This is a genomic window from Pseudoalteromonas sp. SG43-3 (genome assembly GCF_014164385.1).
Lineage (GTDB): Bacteria > Pseudomonadota > Gammaproteobacteria > Enterobacterales > Alteromonadaceae > Pseudoalteromonas > Pseudoalteromonas distincta.
The window spans coordinates 84,470-97,868 of sequence record NZ_JACJFC010000004.1 but is presented as its reverse complement, the minus strand read 5'-3'; the positions used below and the strand labels follow the sequence as shown (position 1 = coordinate 97,868).

Sequence of the window (13,399 nt, the reverse complement as noted above, 5' to 3'; positions counted from 1 at the left end):
GTTTTTTATTACTTTTTTGCGCAAAATAATTTTAAATAAATACCAATTTTTTCTGTAGTAAATATTTCCTTGCTGGTAGTCTATGGCAAATTTATAAAATGTAGATTAGGGAATATGTCAAAAATCCGTTCAATGAGTTTAACCACTCGCATCATGATTGGTATGGCGCTTGGGGTTGCAGTAGGTTTTATATTTCAGGCTATATTAGCTGGTGAAGACGATTATCTAATACCACTTGGGTTATTCTCTTTGCCAATTAAAGCCTTTTTTGTTGATGGTATTTTCCATGTTGGTGGCCAAATATTTATTGCCAGCTTAAAAATGTTAGTTGTGCCTCTTGTTTTTGTATCGCTCGTTTGTGGTACCTGTAGCTTAAGTGACCCTAAAAAACTAGGCCGGCTAGGTGGTAAATCTATTGGTTTATATTTATTAACTACGGCTATTGCTATAACGGTGGCTATTACACTTGCCTTATTATTTAGCCCTGGTGAAGGTATAAGCTTGCCATCTAATGCAACTTATGATGCCAAAGAAGCGCCTACTCTTGCACGTGTAATTATAGATATGTTTCCTACTAACCCATTTGAAGCCATGGCCAAGGGTAATATGCTTCAAGTTATAGTGTTTGCACTATTATTTGGTGTAGCAATGGCATTAAGTGGTAAAACAGGCAAACGCGTAGCAAGTGTTTTTGAAGATTTAAACACAGTAATCTTAAAACTAGTTACGCTGTTAATGAACATTGCACCTTATGGCGTGTTCTTTTTAATGGCAAAACTATTTACAACAATTGAGCTTAACTTAATTGTTAGCCTAGCCAAATACTTTGGCGTTGTAGTGCTTGCACTGTTATTACATGCTTTCGTAAACTACACATTGCTTTTAAAAATATTAACGGGCTTAAACCCGCTTATTTTCTTAGCAAAAATGAAGCACACATGCTTATTTGCATTTAGTACCTCGAGCTCAAGCGCAACTATGCCTATTACACTTGAAACTGCTACTAAAAAACTAGGTGCTAATAACTCGGTTGCCTCATTTACTATCCCACTGGGTGCTACCATTAACATGGATGGCACTGCCATCATGCAAGGTGTGGCTACCGTATTCATTGCACAAGTGTTTAGTGTAGATTTAACAATTTCTGATTATCTAATGGTTATACTAACAGCAACACTTGCCTCTGTAGGTACAGCAGGCGTACCAGGTGTTGGTTTAATAATGCTGGCCATGGTACTTAACCAAGTTGGCTTACCTGTAGAAGGGATTGCAATTATTATCGGTGTAGATAGATTACTTGATATGACACGTACAGCAGTTAATGTAACTGGCGATTGTATGGTTACCTGTGTTGTTGCCAAGTCTGAAGGTGAACTTGATGAGAGCATCTTTAACGACCCTAATGCAGCTAAAGACTTAGAAGATTATCATCAGTCTATTGACTCATAAGCTACATTTATACAGCTATAAAAAAACCTTGATGCAATACATCAAGGTTTTTTTTCGAGTAGAAAGAATTAAACTGAATCGTAAAAAAATTCTAATCTAAGGATTTAGGGATTTAAATTTAGAGAGTAAGTTTATTCCCACTTTATTTACACCACTACTCAGGCCAAGAGCTAGCTTATCGCTTAATCCCTTTTTAATTTTGTATTTAATCTTATAAATTTGGCGCTCATGTTGCTGCTCCAGTAATGCATCATCACTTGTCTTTATAACATCTACCAAACCTTTATCAATCGCTTGAGTTGCAAACCAATGCTCGCCTGTCGCAACTAAGTTTATATCTAAGCTTGGGCGTTGAGTGCTTACAAACGTTTTAAATAAATCATGTGTTTGTTCAATTTCTTCACGAAATTTTTCACGGGCCTTATCTGTGTTTTCACCAAATAAAGTAAGCGTACGTTTAAACTCACCTGCAGTTATTTGCTCAAATTCCACATCATTTTTCTTTAATATTTTATTAAAGTTTGGTATTTGAGCTATCACACCAATAGATCCAACTATGGCAAAAGGGGCTGCTAGTATCTCATCGGCTACACACGCCATCATGTAACCACCGCTTGCTGCTACTTTATCAATTGCAACACTCAAAGGAATACCGGCATTTTTAATACGCTGTAGCTGAGATGCAGCAAGTCCATAGCCATGCACTACTCCGCCGCCACTTTCTAAACGAATAAGTACTTTGTCTTTACTTGGGTTAGCAATAGAGATAATGGCTGTTATTTCTTCTCGTAAGCTTTCTACTTCGTGAGCGTCCATACTACCTACAAAGTCAATTACATATAAACGAGGTTTAGGCTCATCTTTATCTGCTTTTTTACTTTGCGATTTAAGCTGTTTTTGGTGTGCTTTAAGCTCTTTTTTACCCAGCGTATTTTGTAGAAAACTTTCTTTAAGATCTACTAATTGCTCTGATATGTCGTCAATTTGTATTTCACCTTTTTTGGCTTTAGGCTTAACTGCAGCGCCAACTATTAGCATTAGAATAACTGCTATAGCGATAACAAAAGTAATTGTTTTAGCAAAAAACAAACCGTATTCGTATAAAAATTCCAACTGGTTTCTCCATTTATAAATTTCAGCTAATTTAGCATGCTTTAAAGCAAAAAAAAGCCACTTTTCAGTGGCTTTTAAAGGTTAATTATTTTATTGGCTATTAATCAGTCACAACCTCAGGGTTGGAAACTAATAACATTCGACCGCGAGCAGCTAAGTAAGTAGCTACTTGCAACTGCATTTCTGTATTAGCGGCAGCACTGCCTTCAACAGTTGCAGCTTGTGCATCATCTTGAGCTGGCGTTAATATAGAACCATGATGCCCTTTAGTAAATTTAACTAAGTAGCTTGTTGGTGTTTCAGTCAATGCTTGCGAAGTACTTACTGTTTCAAGACCCATCAAGTTAGCTAATGGAATTGTGCCTGAAATAGGATTATTTGCTGCCATTGGTGGTATCACTTGGTCAGGCTTGTTATCAACACCATCGCCCACAACAACATTAGTATAAACAGGAGTACCTAATGCTTTTACAGTGGCTGCGTAATTAGTTGGATCGCCGCTATCTAGCGCTGTTTGCGCCGCAAATGCAAATTGAGTAAACACTCCTTGAATATTAGTAAGCTTACTTGTTTCACCAGCTGTAGTTAACGAAGCTACATACTCGTTATAACCACAAGTTAAATATGCTTCCATATCTGGTAATACTGCACCACAGTTAGACACTGCATCAACTTGTAAATACGCGTTAAACTCATCAGCTTCTGTTGTACCTGCTTGTGAAAGTACTGAACCTTGGATAAATGGACCAAATGCAGCTGATTCTAGTAAGAAGCTAGCTATACCGCCGCCGCCGCTTGCAAGTGCTACTGTGTTTACATTAAATAATGGGTCAACGGTTGGCGCTAATGGGTTATTAGCTTGTGCAATAAATGCAGGGGCTACAATAGAGCCTAATGAATGACCAATGTAAGTTACATCTTGCGCATTAATCGTTGCATCATTAATAAAGTTTAGACCTAAACGTAAACCCAATAAATCAGCCGCTGATTGACGTAAGCTATCACGCGCAACAAGTAATGAACTTAAGTTCATGTAACTAAGTACAGAGCTCGTTGTTGCATTAAAGTCGTCTGTTCCATCATCATCAACATCTATTCCACGTTCACCATGCCTTGGATGATCAATAGCAACTGTTGCAAAGCCTTGAATAGAAAGCTGCGCCGTTAAAGCAAGCATACTTTCTTTTTGTGTTGTAATACCGTGTTGCATAATCACAACAGGCCAACCACCTTCTGGGATACTTTCAAGCTCAGGTAAACCATAAGCCGAACGATAAACATTTATATCAGCTAAAATTGGCTTTGTGATTTGTACAGGTATAGTCTCATTGCTTTGCGCTAGTGGAACTGGGTTATATTTAGTTAAATGCCGAGTAATGTCTATTTTTGGATAGTCATGTAGACGAGCATTTATTTGCTGACAAACGTCTTCATAAGGCCCTTCGTCAAACATAGTTGCATCAATATCTTCTTCTTTATCCTCATCTAGTAACTTTTGATCCGCGGCTAACTGATTTAATACTGCAACAGGGCTTGAACACATTGCTTTCCAGTATGTGTCATTCAAAGCGCTTATATCGGTACCTGTAGGTGTGCCTAGATACATTGGTAAAGTAATTTCACCTTTAATGTATTCAACAGCATCAAATGGTGCAAAAGTAGCTATGTCTGGAAAACCTAAAAAATCTTTAACCGTTTCTTCAGACTCTGTGATAGTTATTTTTGGTATAGTTGCAGGGTTTCTCAAACTACCAGCTAATAATTGCTTAATAGTTCCAAGTACTGGCCCCGCAGACTGAATAGTCATTGCGCTAGAAAAAATAATATCTTCTTTTGTTATATTTCCTGAACTTACAACTACATTTTCGTAACTGTTAACAGCGCCCTGCAAACCAAGTTGGGCTTCTGTAATTAATGGCGCTTCTTGCTTAACCAGCCCATAAGTAGAAGAAGGCTCGATAGAGCGTCCTAATGAATCTTTAAGACCAGTAGTTAGTACATTGATGTATGAGCTACCTGCCGTAAATGGTTTTAAAGGAATAATTGCAACGGCATCACCAGAAGCTTGAGTAACAAAATCAACACCAAAAGTAAGCTCACCGACCAATTTACAAGCTGTACCGGCAGCAACAACTGAACATTCTGCGTCAGTTAAACTTGCACCCATTACTACTTCAAAAATGCGAACTGTACCTGGTGTCCCAGCAGACGTTTCATCTAAGCTAACATTTGGTGGGAATGTTAAATCGATTTTATAAGGAACCTGAGAAGACCAACCGTCAAGTGCGCCTAGAGCAAGCTGAGGATCTGCATAAGCTGCTCGAGAAATAGACACATTGTTGTCATCTAATTCTCCAGGAATATTAAGTGTACCGTCTTGGGTTCCACTCATTAATAAATCATTAGGTACCGATAAGATACCTGCAGCAGGGTCAAAAGTAACCGTTGCTGTTGGAATAACGGTTGCTGTGTCGTTCTTAACATCTTCTAACGTTTCTCCGCCGCCACAACCTGCCAAGGCAGCTGTAACAGAGAGTGAAAGTAGCATTTTTTTCATATTGTTGGCTCCGCACATATTTTATTTTTATAGTGTGTTTAATCAGTGTATTAAGTTAAAACAATGTAATCAGGTTATTAATGAGACATTAGACCAGTTAAACTTAACGTAAAGTTTCTATTTTCGCCACCTAATTTTACAATAAATTCGATTACTTCACGTTTCGCTATGTTAAAATCAAAAAAAATAGATGAATGGGTACTTTTATGCACACATATCAAGCGGCTGAAAACGCACTTAAAGATAAAATTATTTTAATAACAGGCGCCGGTGATGGTATTGGCCGAGTAGCAGCAATTACGTATGCAAAATACGGCGCTACAGTTATCTTATTAGGAAAAACAACTAATAAACTTGAATGTGTTTACGATGAAATTGTTAATGCAGGTTACCCTAAACCTGCAATTGTGCCCATGGACTTAAAAGGCGCAACTAAACAAAACTACCGTGACCTTGCTGCAACAATTGAATATCAATTTGGCCGCCTTGATGGCTTGCTTAATAATGCAGGTATTTTAGGGTCACTTGGTCCACTTGAACATTTTTGCTCATCTACGTTCGAAAACATAATGAAAGTAAACGTGACCGCGCAAGCGATGATCACTAAAGCGCTTTTTCCTGTTCTTCGTAAGTCTGATAATGCATCGATAGTATTTACGTCATCAGGTGTAGGCCGCAAAGGCCGTGAGTTTTGGGGGCCATACGCCATCTCAAAATTTGCTGTAGAAGGCATGATGCAAACATGGGCATGTGAAGTAGGCAAAACGAATATTCGTATAAACTGTATTAATCCAGGCGCTACTCGCACTTCTATGCGCGCTGCTGCATACCCAGGAGAAGATAGAGACGCGCTTGCTACACCAGAAGATTTAATGCCAACCTACTTATACTTGATGAGCGATGATTCTAGTAAAGTGAATGGCGAATCGTTAGATGCTCAAGTAAAAAAGTAATTTAGAGTTTAAAAAATTTATACAACACACATTAAAAAAGCCGCAATTAGCGGCTTTTTTGTGTGCAATAAATAACTAATTTATTATTTACGTTTGGTAGGCTTAACACGTTGATTGTGTTTTTTAACTGCTTTGCGGATCTGGTTGATTTTAGCGCGTTTATCTTTGCGTTTTTCAGGCATAACAGAAAGCTTAGTTTGTGTCTCGCGCCCTAATTTAACGGTTTTGCGTAAGTAGTTTACTGTTTCTAAATCATACTCCATCCAACCACCTTGTGGCACGCGCTTATCAAGCTCTAGTTTACCGTAACGAATACGAATAAGACGAGATACTTCCGCATCTTGAGACTGCCATAAACGACGTACTTCACGGTTACGTCCTTCATTTAACGTTACGTTAAACCAGCGGTTAACGCCTTCGCCACCCATAGGGGTTACAGTCGTGAATTTGGCTGGACCATCTTCAAGCTCAACACCACGTAGTAAGTTTTTAACCGTTTCATTGGTTACTTCACCAAATACACGCGCAGAGTATTCACGCTCTACTTCATAGCTTGGGTGCATCAAGCGGTTAGCTAATTCACCATCATTAGTAAAGAGCATCAAACCCGAAGTATTAACGTCTAATCGGCCAACCGCAATCCAACGCTCACCATCAATACGAGGAAGTCGGTCAAATACTGTACGACGCCCTTCTGGATCTTTACGTGTGCTTAACTCACCTTCGGGTTTGTTATACATAATCACACGACAGATTCTATCTGCTTTTTCTTCAATCTTTACAGTGTGCCCGTCAACACGAATCAAATCGGTTTCTTCAACACGGTCTCCTAACTTTGCCACTTTACCGTTTACACTAACGCGGTTTGCATCAATGTATTTTTCCATTTCACGGCGTGAGCCTACGCCTGCACGGGCTAAGACTTTTTGTAACTTTTCACCTTGTATAATACTCATTCGGATGGTTCTCTCACAGAAGGATCGCTCAATAACTGGTTAATTTTACTTTGCTGCTCTGTTGGCAGCGCAGGTAAGTTTTCAAGTCCAGTTAACGAAAAATAATCTAAAAATTGTTTAGTAGTTGCATATAAAGCCGGCTTACCCGGAACCTCTTTATGCCCTACCACTTTAACCCACTCTCTTTCGAGTAGGGTTTTAATAATATTCGAACCCGTAGTAACACCCCTTACTTGCTCAATTTCACCGCGCGTAATGGGCTGCCTATATGCAATAAGTGATAATGTTTCCAGTAAAGCACGTGAGTATTTTGGTGCGCGTTCTTGCCACAAGTTATTTAACCAAGGGCTTAAACTACTACATGCCTGAAAACGATACCCACTACCAACTTCAACTAAGCGAATACCACGAGTTTGAAAATGTTCTTGTATTGTATCTATTGCGTCGTTTATTCGCGCCATAGAAATAGCTAAATCTATTAATACAGTATCTTTAAGGTGGCGTTTACTCACAGGCTTATCTGCAACAAAAATAGCTGCTTCAATGATCTCAACTAGTTGTTCATCACTAATTCGCCGACCCGCCATACACACTCTTAACAAATAAAAATACACAGCCATCTATTATGACAGAACAACACCAAACTAGGAAAATATATCTACTAAATAACTAGATTTTAAATACAAAAAAGCCAGTGATTATCACTGGCTTCTAATTTACTCTTTAAAACAACAAATATTAGCTGTGTTTAATGGCTTCTAATGCATCATCTTCAGCTACTGCGTTACCGTATTTTTTAATGTAACCCATAAACTCGCTTTTACTGATGCGCTTATCTTGGTTTTTATCCATGTAACCAAAGTGATTTGAAATATCATCATCGTTACCTTCAACTACCGAAATATAGCCATTACTGTCGTTATCTAAGCTTGAAAAGCTGCTTTCAATTTTATCGAATTTAGCGATTTCAGCTTTAAATGCCGACTCACTTACTTCAGAATCAGTGGCTACTTTACCATTGTTTAACTTCATGTAAGTGTTGAATTCTTTGCGGCTAATTTCGTTATCCATATTGGTATCAATATTTGAAAAATGGCCCCAAATGCTATCGTCATCAGCTTCAACTTTTGAGATGTAGCCATCGCTGTCATTATCTAAACTTGCAAAGTCACTGTCTATTCTTTCAAGACCTTGATTAGATGAACAAGCCGCTAGGCTTAATGATGCTAAAATAGTGGCTGCTAATGTTAACTTTTTCATAAGACGTATCCTTCGTAATTAATTAAATGTCACTTTAACTAATACAAATCCAATGCCAATAATAGTTAACTTATAAGAATCAACAACTTAATCTTGACTTGTGCATTTGTTGAACAGTTTCAATAAGTTAAGCTTGCAAGCTTTGCAAACAACCTTGTAATTTTTGCAAAAAAATACCCGGTAAAAAACCAGGTATCTCAATTTTAGTTATATAGTTCAGCTAATAATTAGATTGCTGCGTTTTGGTAGCGTTTAACAAACTCAGTAACGTTTTGACCATTACATTTTAATGAGTTTAAGTTACCAATTTTTTGGCGAACAGGTGCTAAACCTTGTTTTAAAGCCGTCATACATAATTGAGTTTCTTGTTGAGCATCTTTTGCAAATACTTCTACTTTCTCAACTGATGCGTTGCTTAATGCCGTTTTTTTAGCAATATCGCGAATATCTTCACCATTACATAAAATGCTTTTAGAAAAACGAGATAAGTAAACACCGTGCTGAGCAGCTTCTTTACGAGCAACACTAAAGCCTTCGTTTGCGCTTAGTACACATAACTTAGACTCAATTTTATTATCTTGACTGAAGTAAGTATTGCTTTGTGCTGAAGCAGTTGCAGATGCTAATAAAGCAGTAGCTAAAAGTAGTTGTGTTTTCATGAGAGATCCTATTTGAACGAGCTAAACAAGTGAATTTCGCGCATTATATATTCAATAAAGTTAAGTTCAATTGAATTTTTTATTTATTTAAAAAATTAATACTGCATTTACAATGTTTAAACTTTACTCACCAATTGATCAACATTTGTGCAGCTATTTTCTCATTTCAGTCATGTTATGTACGCGTATTTACTGATACAATTTAATTCATTAAATAGATCCAATTTTAAGGTAAATTTTATGAAAGTGATTTCTTTCAATATCAATGGTCTGCGTGCTCGTCTTCACCAATTGCAAGCAATTATCGACAAACATCAACCAGACGTTATTGGCTTGCAAGAGATTAAAGTTCATGACGAAGCATTCCCACTAGAAGATGTACAAAAAATGGGATATCACGTCTACTTTCATGGCCAAAAAGCCCATTATGGCGTAGCTATGTTATGCAAAAAAGAGCCTAAATCGGTCTTAAAAGGCTTTGCTACCGATACAGAGGAGTCGCAAAAACGCATGATAAGCGTCACTGTTGAACAAGATAACGGTCGCGACCTTACCGTCATGAATGGCTATTTCCCACAAGGTGAAAATATTAATCACGAAACTAAATTTCCTTATAAACGACAATTTTATAAAGATTTGATGACACACCTTGAAACCAACCACACCCCTGATCAAGACGTCATTGTTATGGGCGATATCAACATATCACCCACCGATTTAGATATTGGTATTGGCGAAGTTAATGCAAAGCGTTGGTTAAAAACGGGTAAATGTTCTTTCCAACCGGTAGAGCGTGAATGGCTTGCAACATTACTTAATTGGGGCTTTAAAGACACCTTTAGAGAACAAAACCCAGAAACAGACGATCAATATTCGTGGTTTGACTATCGCTCTAAAGGGTTTGTAGATAACCGAGGGCTTCGAATAGATGTAGTACTTGCAACTAATGAGCTTGCAGCACGCTGTATAGATACTGGTATTGACTACGAACTGCGCGGTATTGAAAAACCCTCAGATCATGCCCCTATATGGTCAACATTTAAGTAATTACTATGCTCAGCATAACAATACAAGGGCTACTTTGGGCCCTTGTAATTATTATTGCCCTACTAAGCTTTGATAAAAAAACATATAAAACATTGCTTAATACGCCAGCCCGTCAAACTGGAGTTCTTGCATGTGCGTTAGTGTTTGCAGTGCTTTGGCGAATAAAGGCTGGCATTTTAACTGGCCTTGATTTACACATCCTAGGTGTTACGGCTGCTACATTAATTTTAGGCTGGCGATTGACTATTTTAAGTAGCTTACTTGCCACAGCGCTACTCGCTGCCTTTGGTCAAATTGAACTTGAGCTGTTACCAGTACAACTGTTTATTGGTGCGTTTATTCCTATTTTATTGAGCTATCTTGGCTTTATAATTAGTTACCAGTATTTACCTCGTCATTTTTTTGTTTATATATTTGTTTGTGCGTTTATAACCGCAGGATTTATAGCCTGTATAAAAATAGGCCTAGGTGCTTTATTTTACTTAGCTATAGGGCAATACAATTGGCAAGAACTTGCAGATAACTACGTTTATTTAAGTGCCATAATTTGGTTTCCTGAAGCAATGCTCAACGGCATGGCTATAACAATTATGATCACCTATCGCCCGCATTGGGTAAAAACTTTTACGATAAGGACTACCTAGACTCATGAGTCTACAATATCAATGCCCGCTATGTAACCTCGCACTTTTGAAAGCTGATTCAACACTTCGTTGTGCTAATAACCACAGCTTTGATTTTGCCAAAGAAGGGTATGTTAATTTACTGCCTGTGCAACAAAAAAATTCAAAACAACCAGGCGACTCCCTTGAAATGGTACAAGCTAGACGCGCATTTTTAGAGCGTGGATACTACCGCTTTTTACAACAAAATCTTAGCGATTTAGTCGGTCGAATAAGTGCGAATACGGTTATAGATTTAGGATGCGGTGAAGGGTTTTATACCCAAGCAATAGCAAGTAAAACAGACGCAGTTGTATACGGTGTCGATATTTCAAAATCTGCCGTGAAATATGCGGCAAAGCGCTACCCTAATTGCTATTTTAGTGTTGCATCAATTAGCCAAGCGCCTTTTAAAAGTCAATTTGCTGATGTACTTATTAGCGTATTTGCACCTTTGTTTGAGGAAGAACTTGAACGTCTAGCTAATAAAAACGCAACATTAGTGGTAGCAAGCCCAGGCCCTTATCATTTAAAAGAGCTAAAATCGTATATATATTCAGAAGTAAACGAACATACTGAAATAGCCACGCCAAAAGGGTTTCAAAAATCAGAACAGGCTCTTTTAACAGAGCATGTAGCGCTTAGCTTTACTGATATTAAAAACTTAATAATGATGACGCCATTTGCATGGAAATTTAGACCCGAGCACTGGACAGCACTCGAACAAAAAGGTGAACACAATGTCACCTTATCATTTTATATTACTCAGTTTACCAAAATAGATGATGGTATAACCCGCTAAAACTGCTCTTTAGTAAATGCTCTATCCATTTTTTCAAACATATCTTTAAGTAAGTTAGCAAGCTCCATATAACGGGGCTTGTTCTCACTTAACTGCGTTTGATATCCATTAGCCGCCATTTTAGTGTACAGCTCGTTGTACCATTTTTGCATCGCAGGATCTAAAGGCGTTTGCGCTCGTTTACCTAACCAAAATAAACCTTGTAAAGGTAACGATATAAAAAATAATGCACTCGCAATAGCTTGCGGTAAAAAATCAGAACCTAAGTAATTAAGCTGAAAAAACAACGTTAGCATAGCCAAGATTGGCATTACTGTTATGGCAAGCTCAGTCGCTCTAATCACTCTAAACTCTAAAAACAAAGGCGCAAGCTCTTTACGCATTGGCCATTTTTTACCATACAAACGGCCTGTTTGTAGTTGTGACATCACACTTTTTTGCATCATGACTCCTCACAGATACTGCTTTTAAATACAATAGAAAACGAGCTATACCAAAGTGTAACACAAAATGAGGGAGTTACACTTTCTCAGTAAAAGAGCTTAAATTTCCCCTTTAATGGCGAACAATCCTAACTTAAACATCATAAATAAGGTAAAATATTTAACATTGAGTTAACCACTTTGCAGTTGAACATTTAATTGTTTTAGCTTTATTTAATACCGTAAGTGTAACTATCACGTATTAACGTTCACTTACTAAATTTGTTTATGGAAATTGAATCTATGCCAACAACCTCCTCTGAATCCCAACATGTTTTAGTTTTAAACTGTGGTAGCTCTAGTTTAAAGTTTGCCATTATTGATGCAAACGACGGTCACGAAATTATATCAGGCCTTGCTGAACGCTTGGGCGCCAAAGCCCCCTCCATTAAATACAAATTTAATGGAACTAAGACGGTTATCGACTTAGCGGCTAATCAAGCACATGCTGAGGCTATAAATACGCTTGTAAGCTTAATAAAGGATCATAACCTTGATGAGCACCTTATTGCTGTTGGGCACCGTGTTGTTCATGGCGGAGAGCATTTCACAAAGTCAGTCTTAATTGATGAAGACGTAATTAACGGTATTACTAAAGCGTCTTCTTTAGCGCCGCTACATGGTCATGCGAACTTGTTAGGTATTTCATCTGCACAAGCTTCATTTATAGGTTTACCCCAAGTAGCAGTATTTGACACAGCATTTCATCAAACTATGGATGAAGTTGCCTACCTTTACGCCCTACCCTATAAGCTTTATACAGGCTACGGTGTAAGACGCTATGGTATGCACGGCACAAGTCATTACTATGTAGCAGAACAAACTGCTAAATTATTAAATCAGCCTATAGAGAAGAGTAATTTCATTAGTGCTCATTTAGGTAATGGCTGCTCTGTTACTGCAATAAAAAATGGTAAAAGTGTTGATACCAGTATGGGTTTAACGCCATTGGCTGGTATTGTTATGGGTACTCGCAGTGGAGATATTGACCCCGGTTTATTTAATTTTTTAACTACACAGCTTAGTTACAACGCTCAGCAAATAGATAATTTATTAAACCAAGAAAGCGGCCTACTAGGTATTAGCGAACTCTCTAACGATTGTCGAACGATTGAAGAAGCCGCTGTTGCCGGACATAAACAAGCACGTTTAGCGCTGGATATTTTTTGCTACCGACTAGCCAAACAAATTGCAGCCTACATGGTACCATTACAACGTTTAGATGCACTTATATTTACTGGCGGCATTGGCGAAAACTCCGATATCATACGTGAAAATGTCATTAATCAATTAGCTTTTTTAGGGTTCAGTTGTGACCAGAAGAGCAATCTTGATGCACGTTTTGGTAATCAAGGTATTATTAGTTCAGCCAATACTTCATCCAAAGTGGTAGTAATGCCGACCAACGAAGAGTGGGTTATTGCACTTGATGCCGCTAACATCGTAAAGGATCTTTAAT

At 37.9% G+C, this 13,399-nt stretch carries 12 protein-coding genes and 1 pseudogene; 6 read left to right on the top strand and 7 right to left on the bottom strand.

Annotated features, from left to right (window positions below; genetic code table 11):
• Window positions 1–114: 114 nt before the first annotated feature.
• On the top strand, window positions 115–1,449 hold the full coding sequence (locus H5157_RS04955; protein ID WP_182724288.1) for a dicarboxylate/amino acid:cation symporter: 1,335 nt from the start codon (window positions 115–117) through the stop codon (window positions 1,447–1,449).
• A 96-nt stretch (window positions 1,450–1,545) separates the two neighbouring features.
• Here the strand turns inward: H5157_RS04955 and sohB are convergent, their stop codons facing one another.
• Both sohB and H5157_RS04945 read right to left on the bottom strand, forming a co-directional pair.
• Complete coding sequence (gene sohB, locus H5157_RS04950) at window positions 1,546–2,562, bottom strand: protease SohB (RefSeq protein WP_182681383.1); 1,017 nt, start codon at window positions 2,560–2,562, stop codon at window positions 1,546–1,548.
• 100 nt (window positions 2,563–2,662) lie between these two features.
• On the bottom strand, window positions 2,663–5,119 hold the full coding sequence (locus tag H5157_RS04945; protein ID WP_182724287.1) for a VolA/Pla-1 family phospholipase: 2,457 nt from the start codon (window positions 5,117–5,119) through the stop codon (window positions 2,663–2,665).
• Between the two features lie 206 nt (window positions 5,120–5,325).
• Here H5157_RS04945 and H5157_RS04940 point away from each other — a divergent pair, with 206 nt between their 5' ends.
• Window positions 5,326–6,072: a YciK family oxidoreductase gene (locus H5157_RS04940; RefSeq protein ID WP_002959717.1), complete on the top strand. Its 747-nt coding sequence runs from the start codon at window positions 5,326–5,328 to the stop codon at window positions 6,070–6,072.
• Window positions 6,073–6,155: 83 nt separating this feature from the next.
• Here the strand turns inward: H5157_RS04940 and rluB are convergent, their stop codons facing one another.
• From rluB to H5157_RS04920, 4 genes are all read right to left on the bottom strand, one after another.
• Window positions 6,156–7,028: a 23S rRNA pseudouridine(2605) synthase RluB gene (rluB, locus tag H5157_RS04935; RefSeq protein ID WP_024595359.1), complete on the bottom strand. Its 873-nt coding sequence runs from the start codon at window positions 7,026–7,028 to the stop codon at window positions 6,156–6,158.
• Window positions 7,025–7,615: an SMC-Scp complex subunit ScpB gene (gene scpB, locus H5157_RS04930; RefSeq protein WP_002959713.1), complete on the bottom strand. Its 591-nt coding sequence runs from the start codon at window positions 7,613–7,615 to the stop codon at window positions 7,025–7,027. The genes rluB and scpB overlap by 4 nt, the downstream gene beginning before the upstream one ends.
• Before the next feature lie 151 nt (window positions 7,616–7,766).
• A complete protein-coding gene (locus H5157_RS04925) occupies window positions 7,767–8,288 on the bottom strand; it encodes an EF-hand domain-containing protein (protein WP_002959711.1) in 522 nt (173 codons plus the stop codon).
• 227 nt (window positions 8,289–8,515) lie between these two features.
• Window positions 8,516–8,947, bottom strand: a complete 432-nt coding sequence (locus H5157_RS04920) for an exonuclease III (protein ID WP_154903246.1) — start codon at window positions 8,945–8,947, stop codon at window positions 8,516–8,518.
• 240 nt (window positions 8,948–9,187) lie between these two features.
• Between H5157_RS04920 and xthA the strand changes: the two genes are divergently transcribed.
• The 3 genes and pseudogenes from xthA to H5157_RS04905 all read left to right on the top strand — a co-directional run bounded on the left by xthA (window position 9,188) and on the right by H5157_RS04905 (window position 11,458).
• Complete coding sequence (gene xthA, locus H5157_RS04915) at window positions 9,188–9,994, top strand: exodeoxyribonuclease III (RefSeq protein ID WP_182711334.1); 807 nt, start codon at window positions 9,188–9,190, stop codon at window positions 9,992–9,994.
• 5 nt (window positions 9,995–9,999) lie between these two features.
• Window positions 10,000–10,646, top strand: a pseudogene (locus H5157_RS04910) (energy-coupling factor ABC transporter permease).
• Complete coding sequence (locus H5157_RS04905; RefSeq protein ID WP_182724286.1) at window positions 10,643–11,458, top strand: putative RNA methyltransferase; 816 nt, start codon at window positions 10,643–10,645, stop codon at window positions 11,456–11,458. The pseudogene H5157_RS04910 and the gene H5157_RS04905 overlap by 4 nt, the downstream one beginning before the upstream one ends.
• Here H5157_RS04905 and yfbV read toward each other — a convergent pair.
• Window positions 11,455–11,901, bottom strand: a complete 447-nt coding sequence (gene yfbV / locus H5157_RS04900; protein ID WP_024596543.1) for a terminus macrodomain insulation protein YfbV — start codon at window positions 11,899–11,901, stop codon at window positions 11,455–11,457. The genes H5157_RS04905 and yfbV overlap by 4 nt on opposite strands.
• A gap of 282 nt (window positions 11,902–12,183) precedes the next feature.
• Here yfbV and H5157_RS04895 point away from each other — a divergent pair, with 282 nt between their 5' ends.
• On the top strand, window positions 12,184–13,398 hold the full coding sequence (locus H5157_RS04895) for an acetate kinase (protein ID WP_182724285.1): 1,215 nt from the start codon (window positions 12,184–12,186) through the stop codon (window positions 13,396–13,398).
• The last annotated feature ends 1 nt before the right edge of the window (window position 13,399 follow it).